Origin of the sequence: Undibacterium paludis, assembly GCF_022568815.1 — a bacterium.
Taxonomy (GTDB): Bacteria; Pseudomonadota; Gammaproteobacteria; order Burkholderiales; family Burkholderiaceae_D; genus Undibacterium.
The window spans coordinates 760,414-785,160 of the sequence record NZ_JAKZHX010000001.1 but is presented as its reverse complement, the minus strand read 5'-3'; the positions used below and the strand labels follow the sequence as shown (position 1 = coordinate 785,160).

Here is a 24,747-nt window from a genome sequence, read left to right as displayed (position 1 = left end):
AGGGGTTTATGCTGACGGGTGTCCTGGTGCTAAAGCCAGCAGGCGTTGGTGCAATTCATCCTCCGGATCAAGCTTCTGCTGTTGCTTTGCCCGCAGGTAATGATCAATGAACACATCCAGATAAGCTTCCAGGTTTTGCGCCGCCAGCGTTTCACCGGCCAGTTCCAGGCACATGACCGCTACTTCTGCAGTGCAAAACGTGGTGTCGCGCATGGCGCGGCGCAGGCGATAGCGCGATAACTGATCAGATTGCAGGCTCAGTACCGGCAAGTCTGCCAGATAGGGACTTTTCTTGAAAATCTTGCGTGCTTCTGACCAGGTGGCGTCAAGCAGGATGAACAGGGGGCGTCTGGCTGCCAGAGCTTGGTCAGTACCTGCCCCTGTCGCAGGCAGCAAGTCGTTGACCACTCGCTCAGGCGCTACAAATTCACCAGGGAATACCACATACGGCTGCCATTGCGGATCAGCCAGCAGGGCCAGCAAGGCCGGGTCCACCTCGGTACGGGCCCAGGCAAAGGCTGTCGTGTCCGGCACGACATCGGCGATCAGCCAGCCGGTGTTGCTGGGCTTCAAAGGCTCGATATCTGACATCAGCAAACACATGCCGGCACGGGTGGGCACAATCGGGCGTAAGGCACAGATGCAATGGCTGAGGACCAGGCGGCAGCCGCTGCAACGCTCGCCCTTGGGGCCGCCACGCGCCATGAACTGCGTGGTACTGCGCAACAGACGGGCAGAACGCAGGCGGGATACAGCATGGGGCAGGGGAGAAGGCTTCATCAGTGAGGCATCAATACAGCCATGCAACATGCCTCAAGCATGCCGTTGGTCAATCAAAGAGAATACTGCAGACAGTATGGTGAACAGTAGCAGAGGGTACAGCAAAGGGCGCAGCAGGCAGCTGCACCCAGGCAAATCGATCAGCGGTAAAACGCCTCAACCACACCCTTGACCTTGATCATCAGCGGATTGCCCTTGCGGTCACGCGCCTTGCCGGCAGCAACGCTGACCCAGCCCTCGCTGATGCAATATTCTTCTACGTCATTGCGCTCTTTGCCATTGAGCCTGATACCGACATCGTGCTGAAACACGGCGGCGTCATGATAAGGGCTGCGCGGATCGACCGACAGGCGGTCAGGTAATGGGGGGAGTTGTGTCGTATCGTTCATGCCCGCAATTATCCATGAGAAGCGCAGGGCTTTCAACTTTCATTGGGGGCAGTTCAATAGGAACTCGCATTAAACACTTGCCAAATAAGCAGCGGGCTACATATTAAAAGCAGGGTTTCTTGAAGATTGATAGTTAAAACAAATTGATTCAATAAATTAAATCAAGTTTACCTATCGTATTTCCATCTCTACAATGGATTCAGCAGTCAGCTCATACGGCCATATCACGCAGTCGTATCACGCAGATCATGTCGTCAGTGCACGTAGCCACTCAATCAAAGGAGATCGCAATGTCAAACGAAGCAAAATGTCCGTTTTCAGGTAGCGCCCGCACCACCGCCGTGGCTGGCGCCACCACCAACGCAGACTGGTGGCCCAATCAGTTAAACCTCAGCATCCTGCACCAGCATTCCCCTGCATCCAATCCACTGGGTGAAGATTTCAATTATGCAGAAGCATTCAAGAGCCTCGACCTGGATGCCGTCATCAAAGACCTGCACACCCTCATGACAGACTCGCAAGACTGGTGGCCGGCCGACTATGGTCACTACGGCCCCTTCTTCATCCGCATGGCATGGCATAGTGCGGGCACCTACCGCACCCATGATGGCCGTGGCGGCGCCGGTGCGGGTGCGCAACGCTTTGCCCCACTGAACAGCTGGCCCGACAATGGCAACCTCGACAAGGCACGCCGCCTGCTCTGGCCGGTCAAGCAAAAATACGGCAACAAACTGTCCTGGGCAGACTTGATGATACTGGCCGGTAATGTCGCGCTCGATTCCATGGGCTTCAAGACCTTTGGTTTTGCCGGTGGCCGTGCCGATACCTGGGAACCAGGCGAAGACATCTACTGGGGGCCAGAAGGCAAATGGCTGGGCGACCAGCGCTACAGTGGCGACCGCGAACTGCAAAAACCACTGGCAGCGGTACAAATGGGCCTGATCTATGTCAACCCCGAAGGCCCCAACGGCAAACCCGACCCGCTTGCATCGGCACGCGACATCCGCGAAACCTTTGCCCGCATGGCCATGAATGACGAAGAAACCGTCGCCCTGGTCGCAGGCGGCCACACCTTTGGCAAGGCCCATGGCGCAGGCGACGCCGCACAAGTCGGTGCAGAACCAGAAGGCGCAGGCATAGAAGAACAGGGCCTGGGCTGGAAAAACAGCTTCGGCAGCGGCAAAGGCGTGCATACCATCACCAGCGGCATAGAAGGCGCATGGACGCCAACGCCCACGACCTGGGACAACTCCTACTTTGAAACCCTGTTCGGCTACGAATGGGAACTCACCAAGAGCCCGGCCGGCGCCCATCAATGGACACCCAAAGACCCCGCCGCCAAAACCACCGTGCCCGACGCGCATGATCCGGCATTGCGCCATGCACCCATGATGACCACCGCAGACCTGGCCCTGCGCATGGACCCTGCTTACGAAAAAATCTCGCGCCGCTTTTGGCAAAACCCGCAGGAACTGGCTGATGCCTTTGCCCGCGCCTGGTTCAAACTGACCCACCGCGACATGGGGCCCATCACCCGTTACCTCGGCCCGCTGGTGCCAAAAGAAGAACTGATCTGGCAAGACCCCATCCCTGCCGTTAACCACACCCTGGTTGATGACAAGGATATCGCCAGCCTCAAGGCAACATTGCTGGCATCGGGCCTCACCATCGCGCAACTGGTCAATACGGCCTGGGCGTCTGCATCCACCTTCCGTGGCAGCGACAAACGCGGCGGCGCCAACGGCGCGCGCATACGCCTTGCCCCGCAAAAAGACTGGGAAGCCAACCAGCCAGCCGAACTGGCGCAAGTGCTGGCGAAGCTGGAAGCGATACAGGCAGATTTCAATGCAGCACAAACCGGCGGTAAAAAAATCTCACTGGCTGACTTGATCGTCCTGGGAGGCAGCGCAGCCATCGAAGCCGCCGCCAAAAAAGCAGGGCAAGACATCAGCGTGCCATTCACACCAGGCCGCATGGACGCTACACAAGAGCAGACCGACGTGGAATCCTTCGCTGTGCTTGAACCCGTCGCAGACGGCTTCCGTAACTACCTGCGCAAAGGGCTGGAAGGCTCAGCCGCTGCCCTGTTTATCGACAAGGCACAACTGCTGAACCTGAGCGCTCCGGAAATGACCGTACTGGCAGGCGGCCTGCGTGCTCTCGACAACAAAGGCACACTGACCAAGACCCCGCAGACGTTGAACAACGACTTCTTCGTCAACCTGCTCGACATGCGCACCAAATGGCAAAAGTCTGCCACCGAAGGCACACTCGAAGGCCGTGACCGCAACAGCGGTGAACTCAAATGGACAGCCAGCGTAGTCGACCTTGTCTTTGGCTCCAATTCACAGCTGCGCGCCATCGCGGAGATTTATGCCAGCAGCGATTCGCAGGGTAAGTTCGTGAACGACTTCGTTGCAGCCTGGGGCAAGGTCATGAATGCAGACAGGTTTGATTTGTTGTAAGCGTTTATTGTAAGCGTTCATTGTAAGCGCTTAATATCCTGAATGCATCGCATGGTGCTTAGCGTCTTCCTCATCAAGAGGAAGACGCTGTTCATGCTTTCATCTCAAGCAGTTTTCCCTGTTACCCGCAAGGCATCCTTATCAAACCCCGCCAGCCGCTTGTACCGCAAAGAAATCGCCTCAAGCTCTGCCTGTGCAATGACCTCATTCACATCTGCAAAACCCTGCGGTGCACGTTCTTCCGCCATCTGCATCACCTGCTCAGGCCCGTTCATGCGGTTGCGCAACACAATGCCCGTGGTGCGCGGTAAACGTTCCGCCTCATACTCACGCAAGGCATACAGGGTAGTCGCTTCATTCGTCAGGCAATCTGTCAGGTAGCGCGCATCAAGTATCGCCTGCGCACTGCCGTTTGAACCTATCGGGTACATGGGGTGGGCGGCATCCCCCAGCAGCGTTACACGCTCAAAGGTCCAGCGCGGCAGCGGGTCGCGGTCCACCAGGGGGAACTCATACACCACCTCCGCTGCTTCTATCAGGTCAGGGATATCAATCCAGCCCCAGTCCCAGCTGTCAAATGGCTTGCTGAAGGTGGATTTATCGACCTTGCGGTTCCAGTCCGACGCTGGCAGTTCACCACCCGGCACTCGCAGCTCCGCAATCCAGTTGATCAGCGAGCGCCCCTGCTGGCGCAAAGGTTCAGAAATCGGGTAGCAGACAAACTTCTGGTCCTGATGCCCCGCCATGAACATGCTGCGCCCATCCATGTAAGGGGCAGCCTCTGTCACCCCGCGCCACAGCATGCGGCCAGAGAAGCGTGGCTGATCGCCCTGCGGGTACAAAAAGCGCCGCACCGCCGAATGTATGCCATCCGCACCAATCAGCAAATCAGACTCCACCAGAACTGCTGACTTGTCTGACTGCCGGGTGAAGCTAGAAATCACCTTGTCTGCTACCTGTTCAAAAGACGTGAATGCATGCCCTTGATGGATGCGCCCTGCGCCCAGCCGCTCTATCGCATTTTGCAACAAGGTCATCTGCAATTCACCACGGTGTATGGAATATTGCGGCCAGTCATAACCGGCAGCACGGCCACGCGGCTCTTGCCAGATTTTTTGCCCGAACTTGTTGAAATAAGACAGTGATGAAGTCTCGATGCCACGCTCGGCCAGACAACTCTCCAGCCCCAACTGACACAATTGCTGGCTGGCATGTGGCAATAAATTAATGCCCACACCCAGCGGCTTGATCTCATTGACAGCTTCATAGACTTCAACATCTATCCCGCGCTCATGCAGCATCAGCGCAAGAGTCAGGCCGCCTATGCCGGCGCCGGCGATTACTACTTTCATGTCTTCCTCCTGCAAATGATGATGTTGCGCGTTGTTAATAAACGTCTTAATTGTTATGTAGTATAACAATTATCTCGTATAGCACAAGGCTTGTTGCAATATTTGAGTGGTAGATTCTTGCGGTCCGGTAATGCGGTTTTGATAAAAATAAATAACCCAGCATGTACAATACTTCAAAGAACAAACCCATCGCCTGATCATGCCCAAACAAAAAACAGCCGCCACCAAAGTGCAAGCCAAGTCAGCAGCCCCAAAGAGCCAGGTCAGGCAGGCACAAACACCCACCTTCAATGCCCGCATAGAAGGCATCAACTACGACGTGCTCGAAGAACTCACCGGCTATGCCGTGCGCCGTGCCCAGTTGTCCATCTATGCCGATTTCACCGCCAGCCTTGGTGTTTACGACATCACACCTCAACGTTTTTCTTCACTTGTGATTGTCAGCAACAATCCCGGCATTTCACAAACCCGCCTGGCAGAAGTCATGGGCATCGCCCGCTCCAACGTCGTCGCCATCATCGACAATTTTGAACAGACAGGCCTGATGGAACGCCAGGACTCCGGCGACCGCAGGTCTTACATGCTGCACCTGACCAAAGAAGGCCAGCGCCAGCTCGAAAAATATAAACAGGCAGTCAAAGAACATGATGACCGCGTCAGCCAGCACTTGACGACAAAAGAAAGGCAACAGTTACGCGCCTTGCTGGGAAAGCTGTGTATGGGGCTTGAATAAAGCAGTGACTGTTTGGACCAGGTTGGGCCGAACATCGCATGAGTACGCGACAAAGTGCGAGTGACGCCCTCTCTTGCCAACACAAAATCCAAAAAACATCAGCCTGCGCTTGCATTCGGCTAAAAAGATTATTATATTAAATAACTGTTATGCATCATAACAATAAGGTGTTGCAAAAAAATCGTTAGCAACTTCAGGCCCAGCCAGCAAACAAGGATAAATAACTATAAGTTAGAACCATAAGTTAGGACTTACGCAAAATCACCCCAAAAGCTCGCCGTTTAGCGTACTCCTCAACTCGTCATACCCGCGCAGGCGGGTATCCATCGTTGATCAGCCTTGCCCAATTTACTGTCTGCACGGTTGATCAACGATGGATTCCCGCTCAAAGCACGCGGGAATGACGGCTTGGGAGGCATTGTGCAAATTGCGCTCATTGTGTCCGTGCATGGCCGGTGCAAAAACCATCTGTGCCAATTTCGCGTAAGTCCTATAAGCAACAAAACGCAGCACCTCGCATTTGCAACACCACAATAATTCAGGAGACCGCAATGCAAATCAAACTCAAACCAACCCTGCTGGCCCTGCTGATCAGCGCAGCCGCAGGCACAGCCCAGGCCGACATCACCATAGGTGTCAGCCTGCCGCTGACAGGCCCGGCATCCGGCCTGGGCATCCCCACCAAAAACGGCATAGGCCTGTGGCCAGACACCATAGGTGGTGAAAAGGTCAAACTGATCATCCTCGACGACGCCTCCGACACCACCCAGTCCAGCAAGAACGCCCGCAGGCTCATCACTGACGACAAGGTAGACGTCATTGTCGGCTCCACCGCTACACCCGCATCCGTTGCCCTGGCAGAAGTCGCGTCAGAGCTCAAGACGCCGCAAATCTCCACCTCGCCGGTTGAAGTTGCACCCGGCAAGGGGGTGTGGACCTTTCGCGTGGCGCAGTCCACCCCACTCATGGCCCATGCCGTGGCAGACCATATGAAAAAAACAGGCGTCAAAACCTATGCCTACCTTGGCTATTCAGATGCCTATGGTGAAACCTGGCTCAAAGCCATGACCGCTGCAGCCAGCAAAGATGGCCTGCAATCCGTCGCCACAGAACGCTTCAACCGCCCTGACACCAGCGTCACTGCACAAACCTTGAAGCTGCTCGCCGCCAGGCCAGACGCCATCCTCATCGGCGCATCCGGCAGTGGCGCAGCCATGCCGCACAAAGCCCTGATAGAACGCGGCTACAAAGGCAAAATCTACCAGACCCACGGCGCAGCCTCGCGCGACCTGGTGCGCCTGGGCGGCAAAGACGTAGAAGGCGCTTTCGTCGTCGCCGGCCTGGCCATCCTGCCAGAACTATTGCCAGAGAGCCACCCTTCAAAACAACTGGCCACCGACTTCACCAACCGCTATGAAAAACAATACGGCGAAGGCACCCGCAACCAGTTCGCCGCCCATGGCTACGACGCCTACCTGCTGCTGAACCGCGTCATCCCCCTGGCGCTCAAAAAAGCCAAGCCCGGCACACCAGAATTCCGCACGGCATTAAAAGACGCCATGGAATCAGAGATCGACATCCCCATCACCCAGGGCGTGCTGCACTACACAGCCAATGACCACTTCGGCCTCGAAGAAAAAGCGCGGGTGATGCTGACCATACAGGGCGGCAACTGGAAACCAGTCAGCCCCTGAGCGATTCAAGCCAAAGGCACTGCACGGCACCAGCCCATGCTGCATGCAAATTATGCAGCATGGGCCATCAAAAAAATGGCAGAAATTTGACCCAGACGGTTTTTGCGTTGGTTATCCATAGATCGCAATGAGCGCGAGCTTTTAGCGGGAACCCATCGTTGATCAACCGCACAAACAGAAAAACAGGCGAAGCTGATCAAACATGGATACCCGCCCGAGCGGCAATGACGAACTGGCCAGTACAGCAAGCTGCAAGCTGTGGGCGCTTTTGCTTATTCCTGCTTTGTGAGCACCAACTTGGCTACATCGAGCCCCTGCGCCGCAAGACGTGCTATCAGGGCATTGTACTTCTCTTGATCAACTTTCTTCGTGCGCGATAATATCCACAAGAACTCCCGCTTGGCCTCGCTAACGGCAGCCAATTGGTAATCCTTGTCCAGATCAATAACCCAATAGTCCCCCCACACCATAGGTAAGAAAGACAGAAACGCCGGGGCAAAGCGCACTTTCAACTTTGGCGAACTTGTATTACCCACCTGCCTTGCTTCCCCAATCGCCTCAATGACTTCACCGGCACCACCCTGACAACGGTTTGCGACCTGCACCTTACCGTCTGGCAGGGCAGAATACGTTGCCGAGGTGAAGCCCGCGCAACTCTTTTGGAATCGATTTTCAAACTTCGCGAGTTCATACCAGGTCCCCATGTAACGCGGCACATCCAGGGTAGGTATCGTCACAAGCGGCGCAACAGCGGTCTGCTGTGCGTCGACAGCATTAGCGTTCAGACTTAATGCGTACAAAATTGCAGTGATGACTCTGTTCTTCATAAAATGCTCCAAATGGCTGCATGGCAGTCGCCACAACGACAGCGGTGTACAGCCCGTAGAGGGTAACATGCTCAAAAATGCTGCTTGGCATGACAATATACAGCTATTTGAGCGAAGCAGTCTGTACCCATCAAGGTCTCACCATTGGTCAAAAAAGTAGTGACGGGCTAGTGGCACATCTGAAGCCTGAACCGCGATTGCTCTGCTACATCCAACGGCAAGTTGAGGCTGGCGCAGGTCAAGCGGTCATCAAAGACCTAAGACAAGGCACATGCTGGCCGCCAGGCTAAAATTCATAGGCAAGGGTGGTGATACTGCCACGCCAGTAAGGCCTGCGCCCGTCAGCATGCAGCCATGCCGCTTCACCACTCAAAGGCACCAACATATCGTTGTGCCGCTGATAGTTAAACCAGCGCCCTTCCCAGGGCATAAACACAACCGTCTTACCCACCACCGCAGCACGCGCCTCAATACGCACAGATTCAATCAGCCCGGCCTGGTTAAAACTGACCAGCATGCTTGCACTGACAGCCCCATCAACAAGCGTGGCAATGGCTGACTGCGCATCAACCGCCTGCCAGCACACCCCCTGGCTGGGCAGCAGCGCAGTAGGGTACCAGGCCGCCTCGGCAAAAAAACGCATGAACTCAGCCCGCGCCAGATCATGCGCACCAACCCCGCCCGCCAGCGGCAACAAACCCAAGATGGCCGGGGCCAGTATGCCCTCACCACCCACATAAGCATCATGCACATACACCCCCACACCAGGGGCCATGGCAATGCGCGCATCCCAGACAAACCCCGGCCTGCGGGTGATGACCCGCTGCACCGACCTAAACGGTTTCCACTGCTCACCAGTGGCACTCAGGTTAAAGCTGCCAGTGTGCTCAACACTGACAGCAGAAATGATGGGCTGGCCGTCTTTCAACACAGTACGAAAATACCGCGCCACCGGGGCAGGCAGGTGGGCAACTTCCTGTGCACTATAGTGTGATGCAGTGGACGGCAGGCGCGTACTTTCCAGCCGCGCCAACAAGCCCCGCGTCTTACCCGCCCAGCGTGCTGCACCATAGGCGGCAAGGCCAGCCAGGATGGCGGTGACGGCAAGCAGGGCAAGTAGTGCCCATACAATCCAGGTCATAGTGATATGGTGAGCGAGAAGGTAAGAGATGGCTTAGATTATGCGCAAAACCCATTGCGCTGTTTGTGGGGTATCAAACATCAGTGAGCGGGGTTTGCCTGGATGTCTTCCATCGAATTTTTCAGTTATCTTTATTTGCAGAAAAGTAATAAACTCTGACACCTTGCAATTGAATCTTTTCTTGCAAAGCATGAATGATGAATACCGCATACAGAACGCCCACTGTTGAAAACAGCGGGCCGTCAATCACGGATATCTACGGGAACTTTGATGATCAACGTCACACAACTGCAATGTGAGTATGGACGTAGCCGCGTCGATGACGATTTTTCGCTGACGCATGCTCAGCCAGGCGTATATGACTGGTTTGGACACAATGACAGTGATGGCCTTTCGCACGCCCCAATCACAGAAGGTGCGTGATGAAACGAGTGCTTCGCTGGTTTGCCTGGAGCCTGCTGGGTTTGCTTGGCCTCATCGCACTGTGCGGTGCATTGTTCGCCTACTTTATTTACTCTCCAGCACCCGTTCGCCCCGCCTTGTCCGGCGCTCTGCAAAAAGGCAGCATACAAGCAGGCGGCATCAAGCGCACCTACATCAGCTATGTGCCACGTGACCTGCCCAAAGGCGCACCCCTGGTGTTGGTCATGCACGGCTCAGGCCAAAGCGCAGAAGACATACGCGTAGAAACCGGCTATGGCTTCGAACGCCTTGCCGACCAGCACGGCTTCGCCATCGCCTACCCCGAATCCTACAGCTTTGACTGGAACGACTGCGGCAAGGTCGGCGACTATCAGGTCAATGGCAAAGATATCGACGACGTCGGCTTCCTCAATGTCCTGACAGACAAACTCATTAACGACCTGGGCACAGACAAAACTCGCGTATTCGCCACCGGCGTATCCGCAGGCGGCTTCATGTCACTACGCCTCGCCCTGGAATCACCAACCCGCTTCCGCGCAGTAGCAGCAGTATCTGCCAGCGTACAAGTCCCCCAAAACTTCCGCTGCAAACCCGCGGGCCCAGGCACAGCATCCGTCATGATCATGAACGGCACCAAAGACCCGCTGGTGCCCTACAACGGTGGCGAAGTGAACCTGCTAGGCCTGTTCTACAAATGCGGCGACGTACTCAACACACACGCATCAGCACAATATTTCGCAGACCTGAACAAGATCACAGCCATACCCACAGCACAAACAAGCACCATATCAGGTGTCGATGTGGAACGCATAAGCTGGGAGAAAGATACCAGAACCGAAGTTGAACTTGTCGCCATCCACGGCGGTGGACATGGCTTGCCGCAACCTTTCTACCGCCGCGCCCGTTTGTTAGGCCCATCGCCGATGGCACCGAATGGGGCGGAAATGATTTGGGAATTCTTTGCAAGGCAACAGCCTTGAGCGTCTCGCTGCTGGCTTGGGAGAATTGTGGAATTTTTACTTTGCATCGCGCAGAGATGGTGCCGCTGGTATTTGCGTGCTATACGTTGACAAACACCGTACCGGACTTGGTCCGGCATTCAGATGTCGAAAAAATACTGTGTAGAGTGAAGATGAAAATAGTAAATTCTTACTATAGGCTATGAAATAAATCTAAAATCAGTTAGCCCAACCATGAGGAGCGCAGCATTAGCGCAACTGGTTGTTCAAATGTCTATTTCATAAGTCTAAAAATTTATGCCAATTTACGATCCATTACGTACATACCCACAAAGGTGATCCTGTGACAGCTTCTTTCGAAGTTGGTGAGAAATGAGTTGGCTTTGGCGGCCAGTCAAAATTTAATTTAAGGTCATTTCTCACACCTATGATAAAAACGCGTTTTCTATTTTGTGGAACACCAAAGTCTTGTGCATTTAAAACGGTTGGTCCATAAACTGTGTATTTTGATTTACGTGCTTCAATCAGAAATTTATTGAGATACTTCTCATGTCGCTTCCACAAGAGACCCGGTACATTTTCTACGACAAAAAACTTTGGTTTTAAATGGCGAACAAACTCAAAGTATCTTAGAAGAAGGGAATTGCGTGGATCATCTACCCCCTCGTCATTTATCCTATGTGTTGAGAAGCCCTGGCACGGCGGCCCACCCATAAGTACATCGCACTCTTCTTTTTTTAAATCGGCAGCTTTTAAGAAATCTTTTAATTTTATTTCGTTAATGTCGCATGGAAATAATTTAGCAGGGTTATGTTTTTTTTTAATTAAATTACGCGTGTAAGTACTACAAGCTTGCTGATTCATTTCGACAGCAGCTTTTATTTTGATTCCAACATTTGCAGCGGCTAGGGAAAATCCGCCTGCACCAGCAAATAAATCTATCCCCACCAATTGCCTGTTTTTTTTTGCATTTTTCATTTTCAAATTCTTATTTTCAAAAAAAATAGGTCCCAACAAGAGACCCATTTTTTTCAAGCTATCCGGAGGCATTCATAATTAATGCAATCACAGAACTCGATAAATAAAGGCTCAGCGCTGATTGCAAAATTTTGAAAGGGTGCTAATTGTAGTCGAAGTTATTGCAATCCGCCTCTTTTCGAGTCAGAGTTAGTGCAATCAGTATTTTGCCTTAAATTAATTGCAATTAAGCAATATTTGATCTTTGATGATCTGACCCCTGCAGGGCCAAGATCCAGTGATGCCGTTCAGCCGCTTAGATTGGTAAACTCTCAACCAGGGCGTAATTGGTTGGGAGGGTATTATGGAAAATCGAGCCTGCCTCGCATGCGGCCAACTTTTCAGCCCCCGCCCGCAGAACCCCGCCCAAACCTACTGTACTAAAAAGGCCTGCCAGCAAGAACGCCGCAGGCTGTGGCAGCAGATCAAGCGCGACACCGATCCTGACTATGTCGACAATCAGGCGCGTGCCCATCAGGCCTGGCTGGAGCGTAATCCAGACTACTGGAAGCAGTATCGTAGTGCTCATCCCCAATATGCAGAAGACAATCGCGCCAAACAACTGGTCCGCAATTATAAAAACCGCTCCTGCCTGATTGCAAAGATGGACGCGTCAAATTCAGCCAATTCAGAGCTAAACGGCTTCTACCAGCTGATCCTGTTACCCAATCAGATGATTGCAAAGAAGAACGCGTGGACTGTCTACCTCTCCCTCCTATCTGCCGAGAAATCAAGATCCTCCTTCATGATTGCAAAGAGAGGACGCGTGGCTAAGGCGCAATACGTCTGCTAACTTGGTTGTTGCATCACAGCCAGTTGTAAATGTCGCAAAGCCTTGAAATTCAGATGGAATTGGGTGAAAAAGCAAATGAAACTAGATCAAGAAAGCTTCGGATCATTTGTACAGCCAGTCCTCTTCCAAGCTGCAGAATACGTCCGCATGTCTACCGAGCACCAACAGTATTCAACAGACAATCAACGCGAAAAAATTCGCGAATACGCCGCCCACCGCAGGATCAATATCGTTAAAACCTATGCCGATGAAGGCAAAAGCGGTCTGCGCATCGATGGCAGACTCGCCCTGCAGCAGCTGATACAAGATGTAGAAAGTGGCAATGCCGCCTTCACCATCATCCTTGTCTATGACGTCAGCCGCTGGGGACGCTTCCAGGACGCAGACGAGAGTGCCTATTATGAATACATCTGCCGTCGCGCCGGAATACAGGTCGCCTATTGTGCAGAACAATTTGAAAATGATGGCTCTCCTGTTTCCACCATCGTCAAAGGCGTGAAGCGGGCAATGGCAGGCGAATATAGCCGCGAACTTTCTGCCAAGGTATTTGCTGGACAATGTCGACTGATAGAACTGGGATACAGGCAAGGTGGGCCCGCAGGATATGGACTGCGGCGTATCCTGATCGATCAACATGGAACCACAAAAGGAGAACTCAAACGCGGAGAACAGAAAAGCCTGCAGACCGATCGCGTCATCTTGATGCCAGGTCCTGACGACGAAATACGCATCGTCAATCAGATCTATCGCTGGTTTATTGATGAAGGCGTAAATGAGTTAGAAATCGCCAGCCGCCTCAACGCCATGCAAACCTATTCTGAAATCAACCGGCCCTGGACCAGAGCCACCATCCACGAGGTACTCACCAATGAAAAATACATAGGCAATAACGTCTACAACCGCATTTCCTACAAACTCAAAAAAACACGTGTCATCAATACACCTGATATGTGGATCAGGAAAGAACATGCCTTTGCCCCTATCGTGCCTACGGAAATTTTCTATACCGCCCAGGGCATCATGCGTGCGAGAGCACGCCGCTATTCCGATGAAGAATTAATAGAGAGGCTGCGATCACTCTACAAAACACGCGGCATGCTGTCAGGCGTGATCATTGATGAAATGGAAGGCATGCCAGCCTCTTCCGTGTACATGTATCGCTTTGGCAGTTTGCTGCGCGCCTACCAGATGGTCGGCTTTACACCGGACCGCGACTACCAGTATCTGGAAGTCAATCGCTTCATTCGCCGCATGCATCCCCAAGTTGTGATGGAAACGGAAGCCAAGATACTGCAGCTCGGTGGTCAGGTATTAAGAGATCCTGCCACAGACCTGCTCATGGTCAACCGGGAATTCACGGTGTCCATCGTCCTGGCACGCTGCCACAATTTGGGTTCTGGCCGGACTCGCTGGAAAGTCAGGTTTGATGCCTCATTATTACCTGATGTCACCGTCGCCGTTCGTCTTGACCGCAGCAATCAAGAGTCTCTGGATTATTTTCTGTTGCCGCGCATTGATTTCAGTTCCCAGCATTTGAGCCTTGCAGAACAAAATGCCATGGAATTTGAGACCTATCGCTTTGATACCCTTGATTATCTCTATGGCATGGCAGAGCGAACTCGGCTAAGGAGGTACGCATGAGTAAAAGCCTGCCTGTAGGCGATCTGAGGATGATCCCCATCAATAAAATCGATATCCTCAATACCCGAGAACGCAATACTAAGATATTTGAAGACATTATCCAGAATATCCGTGCCTTGGGCTTAAAGAAACCTATCACCGTGACACCTCGCGCTGGCAAGGACGGTGAAGAACGTTTTCTGCTGGTCTGCGGCGAGGGGCGCATGAAAGCCTTCATTTCCCTGGGCGAAGCCAATATCCCGGCATTGGTCGTGTCTGTCAGTGATGAAGACGCTTTCATCATGAGTCTGGCTGAAAATATCGCCAGGCGGCAGTACCGCCCGCTAGAATTGCTCTCTAATATAGAGGCACTGCGCAATCAAGGCTATGATAAGAAAGCCATCGCTGCCAAAACCGGCCTCACGCCAGAATGGGTCAACGGCATCCTTGTTCTATTAGAGCGTGGGGAAGAGCGATTATTGGTGGCAGTTGAGCGAGGCAAGATACCACTCACGGCGGCACTGGCCATTGTCGGTGGCGGAGATGATGACAAAGCAGTGCAAAAGGCGCTGCAGGATGCCTATGAATCGGGCAAGCTCAGAGGAAAACAGCTATTTGAAGCCAAGAAAGTCATTGAGTGTCGTCATTCGTTGGGCCGAACCCTGGAGCGTGGCATGTCGCGCAAGCGCAGTGATGTGACTACCTCCAGCCTGGTGCGCACCTACCAAAAAGAAGTAGAGCGCCAGCGCATGATGGTCAAGAAAGCTGAAATGACGCAGCACAGGCTCATGTTCGTAGTCGGCGCATTACGCCAATTGCTCTCAAATGAAAATTTCACGAACCTGCTGCGGGCCGAAGGGCTGGACACCTTACCTACCTATCTGGCTGAGCGTGTCTGGAGTGCGGGGAGCTGAACATGCCAGACGGTGTCGCATTAGGATTTTCTATGGAGCCATTGTCTGTGGGGTTGGTCAACATCCTGCCGTCACGCAATATCCCAAAAGAACTCGATGGTTCCAGAAAATTTAAGCAAATACTATCATCCATCAAAGAGATCGGCCTGATAGAACCGCTGTCTGTCACGCCTGTCATCAAAAAATCGGAACACCACATGCTGTTGGATGGGCATGTCCGCCTGGTCGCACTGCGCGATCTCGGTTATGAGGTAGCGCCATGCCTGGTGGCCAATGACGATGAAGGCTATACCTACAACAGCAGGATCAACCGCCTGTCCACAATACAAGAGCATTTCATGATACGACGGGCAATTGAGCGAGGCGTTTCTACTCAGCGCCTGGCAGAAGTCCTGAATGTGGACATCAGCCAAATCCTCAAGAAGATGAGCCTGCTGAAAGGGATCTGCCCGGAGGCAGCAGAACTATTAAAGGACAGGCAGTTTTCTGCTGACATCTCCAGGATACTGCGCAAGATGAAACCCACACGACAAATTGAATGCGTGGAGTTAATGATATCGGCGAACGTTGTGACAACCTCATATGCAGAAGCAATGCTGGTTGCCACACCAGTTGATCTCCTGGTCGATGGCAAGAAACCTCAAAAACTCACAGGCGTGACCAAAGAACAGGTCGCAAAAATGGAGAGAGAAATGGGAAGCCTGCAGACGCAGTACAAACTGGTTGAACAGTCTTATGGCCGCGACGTATTGAATCTTGTTTTGGCGAGAGGTTACTTGGTCAAGATGCTTGAAAACAAGTCTGTGGCGCGCTGCTTGTCGCAGCAATATCCTGATGTACTCTCTGAATTTGAATCGATTGTGAAAAGTGTGACGTTAGAGCAGTAGGTGATCTCACTCAGACTTTGCAGGACAGCGTACATTTGAATTACTTGCTGACTTGCCTCACTGCTGGGTAGTCGTGTGCAAACTTGACATATTTAGTGGTAACGAATAAAGTCATTGATTAGAGCCACCCACGTTGGCTTGCGCGCCCACAACGCAAAGCTGCATCAGCAACGTTCTTAAAATTAAATTCCGAATAATTACCGATTGAGGTACATGTGTGTGGGCGCAAAGTACCTCAGGTAAATTTTGATGGAGTTTAATCATGCCTACAATTTTTTCCCTCGAACAAATTAAATTTTTTAAACGTCAGGCCAGAAAAGCGTGTAAAGAAAAAAAAATTAAAAATGCTTGCGCTCTTGATGACATAGCTGAGCAGAAGGGATTCAAGAACTGGTCTTTGCTCATGCAGAATGCAGAAAAACCTGCGACCGCCATGGTCAGCTTTTCTCATTTACTTAAAGTAATGACGAGTTTTATTAAGAACTTTGACGACGATGAAATATTTCGATTGATCCGCCACAGTGGATCAATCTGGATTTATATTGAAGATGCGCAAACTAACAAGGTTAATAAAAATAGTTTGATAGTATTGGGCAATAGCTACGATGGAATTGCTACGCAGTATGCATCCCAAATTAACGCAACCATTCTGTATGACGCCTCAGGGTTGTCGGATTTATTTGTTTTTGAGGATGACTATGATGAAGACGATGATGATGGGATGATCGAAGTCGGGTACGGTTTCATGCGATACACCCCTCAGGTTGGGCGAAAAATTCTCTTTGATTCGATTTTAAATGCGCTTGGTGGTGAATACGATGGATTGTGCACAAGGCTTGATGATCTTGCAAATCAACAAGATGTCCTGGATTGGCAGAATCAGTAACAAGAACGAAAATTTGTAGATTTTCTTGGAAGGGTATATGTGTGATTTATAGTCATCGTTTCAATTAAAATGATGTCTGTGAATCACACAATCAATGAGCGTTCGTTACATTGCCAGCAATTGCCGTGGCTTTAAACGCTTCAAATCCATTGATAAGCTGGCGTGTCACAGTGCGACCTTCTTTTACTGCATTTTCAATAGCCGCCACACTTGCGTCTAGCTGAAAAAAATAACGTGGATCGCCGCGATCTCGTTGAGTGGCTGGGAGGCAGCTTCGATCCTCAATATTTCGTTTTGGCGAAGGCCAATCACCGCCTGGCGGAACTCTATTCTGCATAACCCTTTATTGAAAAATTGGTGAGCTGATAAATTGGGATAGGCCAGACAGGCGCAACTAAAGCATCTCGAATCAAGGTATCTGCTCCGGATACTTGGAAACAAGTTGATAGAAGCTCTCAAGTAGGTCCAATCATTCGATCTGCGACCAGAACATTCATATTGCACATGTAATGCTCAATTGGAGCTGAAATGGGGCATCAATTTCCTGAGATAGGAGGATGCTCTTGCCCCATTACATCTTCTCGATAATTGTCTATTTCCTTCCCCACTCCCTCCACTGTTTTATAAACGCCAGGTGTTCTTTCACACCAGAGACGAAATACCAGCGTGCGAATAAAAGATACAAAAAGCCTACAAGCACAGCTTGCGTTCGCTTTATAGCGCCTATGTCGTCGACAGATGCGATGCAAATGAAAACTGCAAACCAAGCAAAAATTAAAAAGGCAAAAATGTAGTGAATAGACATTCTCGAAAATACGGATAGTAATTCGAGACTTGGATGACTGACTGGTGGTTCCATCGACCGGTTGAAAATTTTTGAGATAGTGATAAAGAATTTCTTTAGCAAGGTAAGGACTCTTTTAAAGCCGGGTTTGGCAATGGCTGTACCAATTGCAGTGACCAATTCGATGATCACATATATAGCTAGCAGATTGCCCACAACAAATTTAGCCCAGGATGGTAGCCGAGGAAAAGTCTGCTTGATTAATTTAATGACTGACATTGAATATCTCCAAATGAAAAAGAAAAACACCCCAAGACTTTGGAAAGTCTTGGGGGATGCTAGCGCAAATTTTTGTGCTGTCAAATTTTCTGGATGGAGCATTTCATTTATTGAACACTGCCAACAACTGCACGACGCATAGGTAAATTGAACTCGTGCAGGAGAAAGAATTTGGTCGTTGAATAATCTTGAGAAATTTTTTTGAAGGTGTTGTTTTTTAGAACAAACGCAAAAAAGAAGAATTATTTATCAAAAAATCTTTTTTTGTTGCGCTGCTTTTGAGTGAATTTCAAAAATTTTTGAAGGTTGCAGATCGAATAACAGACATTCATATGCAAACGAATTAAAAAAAAAATTTAATTTTTCATCATTACGTGAATTTTTCCCCAATTTTGCTTGTGAAAGATTTGTCAAATTTGATCAACTAGAAATTAACGAATGGTCATAGTAAAGTAGTGAAAAATATTTCTACGCAAGACCAAAATCATGACGCCGATCGTTGAATTCGTTGTACTTAAAAGAGAGCAGCTCGGGCTAAATCAATGCCAGCTCGCTCACAGGCTTGGGGTAGACCCAAGCTATGTCAACCGTATGGAGTCAGGAAAAAAAACACCAGGAAATATTAAGTTCCTTGAGGAATTGGTCAAGGCACTCGAACTGTCACATGTGGAAGCGGAAAAATTTTTCAGACTTGCAAGGATGTCGCGGCATACGATAAAGATGCCAATAGGTGCACCACCGCGTGCATATCAGCTCATGTCAAACTTGGCCGACGAAATATCTGAGTTCAGTGAGACACAATATAAAGTGCTGGAAACATTGCTGGAACATTTTAAATTTGAAGCTCAACAATTAAAAAGACAGAACTGCCAAGGAGAGAGTATGTAAAAAAAAAAGCCGCACACCTCGTGGGAGGCGTACAGCAATTTTCTTGGAACAAGATTTCCTCTTGCCGGAGGAAACAGATTACATGGGTCTGATATGTAGTCTCTTCTTTTCTTCCTCGAACGTCAAGCCCCCACGCTGTATTCATCGCTGTTAAGCGCGCGCAGATTTGACCTCTTTTGGTCAAATTATGGATTTCGCACATCTTTTTTTAGCTAAAAAATGACTTAATCAGGTCATTTCCTGGCTGGGGATAGACACGTCTGAATGTTCATGGTGCTGCCATCTACATCCTATTTTTGGAAATTATTTTCAAAACGGGGAGTGGTCGTCTGCACGCAAAAAAACAAACTATTCCGTCTTTTTCGATGGAAGGAGTATTTATGTCAAATTATTCTAAGCCGCGTCGCATTGTGACACGGTCGGGTGGGATATTGCGCGGAATTTTTGCGTCAACCAAGTATTGCAAACAAATTGCATGGGAAGGAAACATTGAAAAAGATGCTGTGGTGCTGTTTGAATTTTCTCATCACATTTTGGATGTCAGCAGCCAGCCATTTAAGTCGACATTCGTGCATGGAGGAAAGAAAACATCGCGTACCCCAGATTTCTTGGTCACAACAAACAACGAAAAAATCATCGTTGAATGCAAACCAAAAGACCGGCTTGATGACCCCAAGGTTCAAGCGCACATGGAAATTGGCAAGCAGCATTTCGAAAGCGATGGATACCGATACTTTATTGCGACCAACGACTTGTTGCGCCACGGATATGCCTTGGTGAATGCCAGGCATTTATTGCCATATAGGATTCGCCCCTTGCAACGAAAAGAAGAAGTAGCGCGCATTCTTCATCAACTAGATTCGTTGAAAAATAAATTTTCTGAGCCGAGTTTTTCGAGCGCAATCAACTTCCTTAACTCTGGAACTGATGTTTTGGTGATGATGGCCTCCGGCCTCCTTTTCTTTGACTTTCAAACTGAAATTCAAGAAGAAACACAGCTTTTTTACAAACCGACACTGGAGAATCATGATGCAGCAAGCTTCCTTTTCAGTTAACAAATCACTTCTGTGGAACGATAGAAAGTATGTGATTTGCATGATGAACGACGATGGAGAAGTAGTACTGGAATCAACACCAAACAACTTTACCAGTACAAACATGGATTCTCTGCTCGCGGCATACTGCAGCGGAAACCTGACATTCAATCTGAATGCAGATCCTATTGTTTTAGAAAAGAATACAAAAGGAAAATTCGTTGCTCGCCGCACCTTAAGTGATTTTTCCCCAGCGACGAAAAAGCACTCAATTCGAGCTAGCCAGTATCTGAATATACTACTTGACGCAGCGCCAATCTATATTGATAGAGCTGGCATCATCGACGAAAGAATTGCAGCTGCGGCAGAGGAAATTGGTGACGAGAATCCACCACATAGAACAACAGTCTTCAGATGGTATAAAAAATTCGTTGCTTCTGGTAACGACAAACATTCTTTGATCTATCAATTTGAAAATCGAGGTGGCAAAGGACAGCGCCGCTGCTCTAAAAAAGAAGCTGCCATGGAAGATCAGTTGATTGAAGACATGTATCTTAAGGAGCGTGGTTCCTCATTACGTGAATTGAACCAACAAATGGAGCTAGATTGCAGAAGAAATAATCAATTCCTAATGCCAAAGAATTATTTGCATCCTCGATCTGAGTCCAGCTTTAGAAGGCGAATTAAGCAGTATGACCCCTTTGAAGTTGCTGCTGCGCGTGAAGGCATTGAACTTGCAACTAGAAAGTTTAGGTCAAATGGATCGGTACCAATCCCTCGCAGACGGCTCGAAATCGTTGAAATTGATCACACTCCTCTTGACCTCTTCGTAATTGACGAGGATCGCGGCATTGCTCTCGGGCGACCGACACTTACTCTAGCGATTTGTCGTAAAACAAAAATGCCTTGGGGTTTTTATATCGGCTTTGACGGCTGTAGTGCCGATGCTGTACTTGCATGTATTGAACATGGGATCAAGCCAAAAATTTATGTAAAAGACGACTTTCCCGAGATCCAAGGAGTATGGTTGGTATACGGTATTCCTGTGGAATTGCGTTGCGACAATGGCCTGGAATTCCACGGTGAAGGTCTTCAGAACGCAGCCTCAGATCTTGCTTTTGAATTGGCTTTTTGTCCCCGAAGAGAACCAAACTGGAAAGGCTCAATAGAGTCTCATTTAAAGACCCTCAATTATCAACTTATGCATAAATTACCTGGTACTACATTCGCAAAATTCTACAAAAGAAAGGGTTATGATCCAGAAAAATGCGCAGTCATTGATCTAAACAAATTGAACAGAATCATTCATACATGGTTGATAGATATCTATATGAGTGACCTGCATCGAGGTCTAGGATGCTCGCCGAGGCAGGCTTGGGATAGAGGTGACAAATGAGTGCAGGCTATCTTCCTTTCACCGTGCAGGAAATCGAGATTATTTGTAACGAAACCGTCTTTCGACCGGTTTGGGAATATGGGGTCGAACTGAATGGCGGGCAGAAATACAATTCTCCTGACCTTGCTGATTTGCGGCGACGCATTGGAGTTCATGAAAATGGAAAATCAAATGCCGATGTGAAAATCAAGTCAATTAAATTTGATATTGGCTATATCTGGGTACTAGACACGTTCAAAAAAATTTGGTTAAAAGTACCAAATACTCGTCCTGAGTATGCGAGTGGGCTCACGTTGTACCAGCATAAAATAATCCAAAAATTTGCTAAGAAAATGTACAAAGAATCTGAAGACTATCAAATCCTGATTGAGGCCAAGGAGAGAATGCGCGAGTATGTCGCTTCCTTAGCTGCCAGTATGAAAATGGCCGATAGAACAAAAGCGGCAAAAACTAACGGAAAAACATCTAGGCAGTCGACAAGCAAAAAAGACCACAGAGATGATGCTGGGGAAGACTATAAATTTGGTGAGATATTCCAAACGTCAGCTCCTGAAAAATCGAAAGAAAATTTCTTTCAAAATGAGAATGAAGACACCCAAGATGATCAAGATGAAGACTACGACAGCGTACCCAATGTCAAATATGCAGGAGGTAGATAATGAGTGTTGATGCGTATATCGTCCAGCATGCTAATTACAAAGTAGCTTTTGATCTGATTAAAAGCTGTCACGATGCGTTTAAGGCCGGGCGCAAGCCAAAGAATTTGCGCCTTGTTGGCGTGAGTGGGGTCGGCAAGACGACTCTGCTTAAAGCATACAGAGATTTGTATCTGCCGCACGCAGGCGAAGACAGAACGGTTATTCCTGTTCTGTATGTGCCACTACCAAGCAGGCCAAGTGAATCTGCGATGTACGGCGAATTTTTATTTGCCTTAGGTGATCCTTTCCCCTATTCCGGCACAGTCACTGAACGAAGGCACAGAATCATTGAATTCTTTAAGAAATGCCATGTGGAATTGCTCATCCTGGATGAGATACAACATTTTTTAGACCGCGGAAAGTTGAAAACCCATATTGCGCACGCAGACTCGCTCAAGTCTTTGATTGATGCAATAGATTGTTCTGTGATTTTGGCGGGTGCTCCACGGTCGGGCGAACTCTTCAAAATTAATACACAGCTGCGCAGTCGATTTAAATCGATTACTGCATTTCTACCGTTTTCAACTTTTACTCAAGAATCTACTCATTCATTCAAAAAACTAATGAAGGCTATGCTCAAGAATTCAGTATTTGAAAATATCAATTTTTTTGATGAGAACGAATCACTGCAGCGCTTCTTTTATGCCACCGATGGCATCCTGCGAAATATCTCAGATCTGCTTTCAATAGCAGAAGACATCGCCAAGAAAGAAAATTCTAATGTCTTATCTATGTGGATACTCAATGCGTCTTTTAAATCTTGGATTGGAGTGGCGTCGCGATTTGCCAAAGGGGTTAATCCAAGCCCATTTTTAGAAAGCTTTGAAAAAAGACGCCTAACTCTTCCTGGCGAATTGTATGAACCATCTGATTTGGACGGCGACAATCATGGTTGGAAGGATGGTTTGAATGAATAGTCATTCTCTTAATGGTACTTCACCAGAGCTTGCCTCGGTTCGATTTTCTGAACTGCTTGTAAGGCCGCGTCGGCGGCCTAGTGAGGGCAAGATGGGATATATGAAGCGAGTTCTTTCTGAGAACAATCTTACGCGGTCAATGGCCGACCAGGTTATTTTTAATAACCAAGATGTTCAAGACTTTAGCTCATGCTCAAAAAAGCCAAATCAAAATTTGGGCAAAAGAAATTGGAATGTGAAGCATGCAAGGTTTTGTCCACTGTGCCTATCGCTGGATCCAATCTGGAAGATCGAGTGGGAACTGAGACATTTTGATGCTTGCCCTATACACCAATGTTGGCTAGTCGATGAATGCAGTAAATGTGGGAAAAATATTTCATGGGGGCGACAGCAACTTCTCTCATGTGATTGCAGTAAGCCATTGACAGAAATAAAGAGTACAGTTTGCCCACCTAGCGTTGTAGCCATTTCTGCTGAATTATTGCGAAGCTTGAATGAAAGTCGTGGAGTACCTCACTTGCCCGTAATCACTCATCTTCAGATTGATGAGATACAACGTGTCGTCAAACTTTTCGGTTATAACAAACATTTAGAAAAGGGACTAAGTCCAACAAAGACGTTTATTATCAGCCCAGATGATATGAAAAAATCAAAGGTGCTGGCAGAAATTTGCGGCGAGGTGTTAGGCGCATGGCCTGAGAGCTTTTACTCATCTTTGGCATTTATCGAACAGGAATATCGTAGCGATGCAAACGAGAATCGGCTAACAAAATGCTTCGGCAGTTTTTATACGAGGTTGTATCGTGACCTAGAAGGTACAGACTACGACTTCATTAGAAAGGCATTTGAAAACTACCTTGTGTCAAGTTGGCGCGGTGCGATTGCAGAGAGAAATACGCGCTTGGCATCTGGGAAGCGGGCTGGAAATTGGCTCCCAGGAAGTCTGGCCTGTAAAGAGTTGTCTATTTCACCTAAACGCTTGGATAAAATGATCAGCGATGGTGAAATTGACGGCTATACTTACACTTCAAAGAAGAGTCAGCGGAATAGAACCTATGTCAATAAAGCTGATTTCGATAAAAAGAAAATTGACCTTGCCAGCACGATAGATTTGCATGAAGCTACTCAATTGCTTGGCTTGAGTAAAAAAAGGATGGCCGAATTGCGCGCCACGCTTTTTCCATTGGCTGAGAAATTATTTTCTTCAAAAAAATCTCAGTGGTCAATTCATCGTAGTTATGTTGACCGTATACTGGCTGTGTCAGATTCACTTTTGCCGTGCAAATACGTTGAGCGTGGTTTGATTACCTTCGGACACGTAATGCGATATTGGAAGCTGGGTAGTGAAAATATCGCGAAGCTAATTGAAGCTGTGGCTTCTGGCAGAATCAAGCCAGTTTCAGTGTCTTCGCAGAAGCAAGGGATTTGCAGTTGGGTGCTCCCTGTAGATGAGCTCAGTTCATACATAGGGACACTGGAGAGATCCGACGAAGCAAGCATAACTGTGCAAGAATTTGCGTCTCGTCTCCAGATGAAACAAGAGGTAGCATACTTTTTAGTGCGTCACCATTTCGTGGAATCTTTTATTGCAGATGAAGATCGTGTTAAGCAGAGTCGAATCACCATGGAGGCGCTGGCAAAATTTTCGAACACCTATGTATTTCTGTCAGGTATTGCAAAGAAAATGAATTGTTCATCAAGAGGATTAATATCGCGGTTGCAAAAATTTGGCATTTGCCCGGTTGCTGGCCCGACTATTGATGGCTGTCGACAGGTAATCATGCGTCGAACGAGGGACTTTGAGTTGGCAATTGAAGCGATTGCGCATGAGCAAAGAAAGGATGCTTAAATTTTCTCTACGGTCTAGATAG

General features: G+C 49.1%; 23 protein-coding genes. 16 read left to right on the top strand and 7 right to left on the bottom strand.

The features are described 5' to 3' along the window. Positions 1 to 6: 6 nt before the first annotated feature. Both LZ463_RS03480 and LZ463_RS03475 read right to left on the bottom strand, forming a co-directional pair. A complete protein-coding gene (locus LZ463_RS03480; RefSeq protein ID WP_241453871.1) occupies positions 7 to 780 on the bottom strand; it encodes a tRNA-uridine aminocarboxypropyltransferase in 774 nt (257 codons plus the stop codon). A 140-nt stretch (positions 781 to 920) separates the two neighbouring features. Next, positions 921 to 1,169, bottom strand: a complete 249-nt coding sequence (locus LZ463_RS03475; protein ID WP_241453870.1) for a DUF3297 family protein — start codon at positions 1,167 to 1,169, stop codon at positions 921 to 923. A gap of 290 nt (positions 1,170 to 1,459) precedes the next feature. Between LZ463_RS03475 and katG the strand changes: the two genes are divergently transcribed. Beyond that, positions 1,460 to 3,634: a catalase/peroxidase HPI gene (gene katG / locus LZ463_RS03470; protein ID WP_241453868.1), complete on the top strand. Its 2,175-nt coding sequence runs from the start codon at positions 1,460 to 1,462 to the stop codon at positions 3,632 to 3,634. Between the two features lie 104 nt (positions 3,635 to 3,738). Here katG and LZ463_RS03465 read toward each other — a convergent pair whose 3' ends face one another. After that, positions 3,739 to 4,986, bottom strand: coding sequence for a flavin-dependent oxidoreductase (locus LZ463_RS03465; RefSeq protein ID WP_241453864.1), 1,248 nt, complete (start codon positions 4,984 to 4,986; stop codon positions 3,739 to 3,741). A gap of 199 nt (positions 4,987 to 5,185) precedes the next feature. Between LZ463_RS03465 and LZ463_RS03460 the strand changes: the two genes are divergently transcribed. Together LZ463_RS03460 and LZ463_RS03455 are read left to right on the top strand one after the other, a co-directional pair. Beyond that, positions 5,186 to 5,719, top strand: coding sequence for a MarR family winged helix-turn-helix transcriptional regulator (locus tag LZ463_RS03460; RefSeq protein WP_241453863.1), 534 nt, complete (start codon positions 5,186 to 5,188; stop codon positions 5,717 to 5,719). Between the two features lie 551 nt (positions 5,720 to 6,270). After that, positions 6,271 to 7,413, top strand: a complete 1,143-nt coding sequence (locus tag LZ463_RS03455; RefSeq protein WP_241453862.1) for an ABC transporter substrate-binding protein — start codon at positions 6,271 to 6,273, stop codon at positions 7,411 to 7,413. Positions 7,414 to 7,685: 272 nt separating this feature from the next. Here LZ463_RS03455 and LZ463_RS03450 read toward each other — a convergent pair whose 3' ends face one another. Beyond that, positions 7,686 to 8,240, bottom strand: coding sequence for a lipocalin family protein (locus tag LZ463_RS03450; RefSeq protein WP_241453860.1), 555 nt, complete (start codon positions 8,238 to 8,240; stop codon positions 7,686 to 7,688). Positions 8,241 to 8,526: 286 nt separating this feature from the next. Further along, on the bottom strand, positions 8,527 to 9,381 hold the full coding sequence (locus tag LZ463_RS03445; RefSeq protein ID WP_241453859.1) for a DUF6920 family protein: 855 nt from the start codon (positions 9,379 to 9,381) through the stop codon (positions 8,527 to 8,529). 270 nt (positions 9,382 to 9,651) lie between these two features. Between LZ463_RS03445 and LZ463_RS03440 the strand changes: the two genes are divergently transcribed. Further along, the gene (locus LZ463_RS03440) at positions 9,652 to 9,804 is read left to right on the top strand and encodes a hypothetical protein (protein ID WP_241453857.1); all 153 of its coding nucleotides are present in this window, start codon (positions 9,652 to 9,654) and stop codon (positions 9,802 to 9,804) included. Then, a complete protein-coding gene (locus LZ463_RS03435) occupies positions 9,804 to 10,784 on the top strand; it encodes a CE1 family esterase (protein ID WP_241453855.1) in 981 nt (326 codons plus the stop codon). The genes LZ463_RS03440 and LZ463_RS03435 overlap by 1 nt, the downstream gene beginning before the upstream one ends. 294 nt (positions 10,785 to 11,078) lie before the next feature. On the opposite strand, the gene LZ463_RS03430 is transcribed toward LZ463_RS03435, so the two are convergent. Then, positions 11,079 to 11,789 (bottom strand): DNA cytosine methyltransferase, encoded by a 711-nt coding sequence (locus tag LZ463_RS03430; protein ID WP_241454288.1) that lies wholly within the window; start codon positions 11,787 to 11,789, stop codon positions 11,079 to 11,081. Between the two features lie 295 nt (positions 11,790 to 12,084). Here LZ463_RS03430 and LZ463_RS03425 point away from each other — a divergent pair, with 295 nt between their 5' ends. From LZ463_RS03425 to LZ463_RS03405, 5 genes are all read left to right on the top strand, one after another. Next, complete coding sequence (locus LZ463_RS03425; RefSeq protein WP_241453853.1) at positions 12,085 to 12,573, top strand: hypothetical protein; 489 nt, start codon at positions 12,085 to 12,087, stop codon at positions 12,571 to 12,573. 75 nt (positions 12,574 to 12,648) lie between these two features. Continuing rightward, the gene (locus LZ463_RS03420; protein WP_241453850.1) at positions 12,649 to 14,214 is read left to right on the top strand and encodes a recombinase family protein; all 1,566 of its coding nucleotides are present in this window, start codon (positions 12,649 to 12,651) and stop codon (positions 14,212 to 14,214) included. Further along, complete coding sequence (locus tag LZ463_RS03415; RefSeq protein ID WP_241453848.1) at positions 14,211 to 15,107, top strand: plasmid partitioning protein RepB C-terminal domain-containing protein; 897 nt, start codon at positions 14,211 to 14,213, stop codon at positions 15,105 to 15,107. Before LZ463_RS03420 ends, LZ463_RS03415 begins: the two co-directional genes overlap by 4 nt. 32 nt (positions 15,108 to 15,139) lie before the next feature. Continuing rightward, positions 15,140 to 15,994, top strand: coding sequence for a plasmid partitioning protein RepB C-terminal domain-containing protein (locus LZ463_RS03410; protein WP_241453846.1), 855 nt, complete (start codon positions 15,140 to 15,142; stop codon positions 15,992 to 15,994). A 262-nt stretch (positions 15,995 to 16,256) separates the two neighbouring features. Beyond that, the gene (locus tag LZ463_RS03405) at positions 16,257 to 16,880 is read left to right on the top strand and encodes a P-loop NTPase family protein (RefSeq protein ID WP_241453844.1); all 624 of its coding nucleotides are present in this window, start codon (positions 16,257 to 16,259) and stop codon (positions 16,878 to 16,880) included. A 592-nt stretch (positions 16,881 to 17,472) separates the two neighbouring features. On the opposite strand, the gene LZ463_RS03400 is transcribed toward LZ463_RS03405, so the two are convergent. Then, positions 17,473 to 17,943, bottom strand: a complete 471-nt coding sequence (locus tag LZ463_RS03400; protein WP_241453842.1) for a hypothetical protein — start codon at positions 17,941 to 17,943, stop codon at positions 17,473 to 17,475. Positions 17,944 to 18,429: 486 nt separating this feature from the next. On the opposite strand from LZ463_RS03400, the gene LZ463_RS03395 reads away from it, so the two are divergent. The 6 genes from LZ463_RS03395 (at position 18,430) to LZ463_RS03370 (ending at position 24,725) form a co-directional block, all read left to right on the top strand. Further along, positions 18,430 to 18,831 carry a helix-turn-helix domain-containing protein gene (locus LZ463_RS03395; protein WP_241453840.1) on the top strand — a complete coding sequence of 134 codons (402 nt, stop codon included), beginning with the start codon at positions 18,430 to 18,432 and terminating at the stop codon, positions 18,829 to 18,831. A 380-nt stretch (positions 18,832 to 19,211) separates the two neighbouring features. After that, positions 19,212 to 19,886 carry a TnsA endonuclease N-terminal domain-containing protein gene (locus LZ463_RS03390; protein WP_241453836.1) on the top strand — a complete coding sequence of 225 codons (675 nt, stop codon included), beginning with the start codon at positions 19,212 to 19,214 and terminating at the stop codon, positions 19,884 to 19,886. Continuing rightward, on the top strand, positions 19,858 to 21,261 hold the full coding sequence (locus LZ463_RS03385; RefSeq protein WP_241453834.1) for a RasGAP domain-containing protein: 1,404 nt from the start codon (positions 19,858 to 19,860) through the stop codon (positions 21,259 to 21,261). Before LZ463_RS03390 ends, LZ463_RS03385 begins: the two co-directional genes overlap by 29 nt. Then, positions 21,258 to 21,920 carry a hypothetical protein gene (locus LZ463_RS03380; RefSeq protein ID WP_241453833.1) on the top strand — a complete coding sequence of 221 codons (663 nt, stop codon included), beginning with the start codon at positions 21,258 to 21,260 and terminating at the stop codon, positions 21,918 to 21,920. The genes LZ463_RS03385 and LZ463_RS03380 overlap by 4 nt, the downstream gene beginning before the upstream one ends. Next, positions 21,920 to 22,876: a TniB family NTP-binding protein gene (locus tag LZ463_RS03375; protein ID WP_241453832.1), complete on the top strand. Its 957-nt coding sequence runs from the start codon at positions 21,920 to 21,922 to the stop codon at positions 22,874 to 22,876. The genes LZ463_RS03380 and LZ463_RS03375 overlap by 1 nt, the downstream gene beginning before the upstream one ends. After that, positions 22,869 to 24,725, top strand: coding sequence for a TniQ family protein (locus tag LZ463_RS03370; protein ID WP_241453831.1), 1,857 nt, complete (start codon positions 22,869 to 22,871; stop codon positions 24,723 to 24,725). Before LZ463_RS03375 ends, LZ463_RS03370 begins: the two co-directional genes overlap by 8 nt. The last annotated feature ends 22 nt before the right edge of the window (positions 24,726 to 24,747 follow it).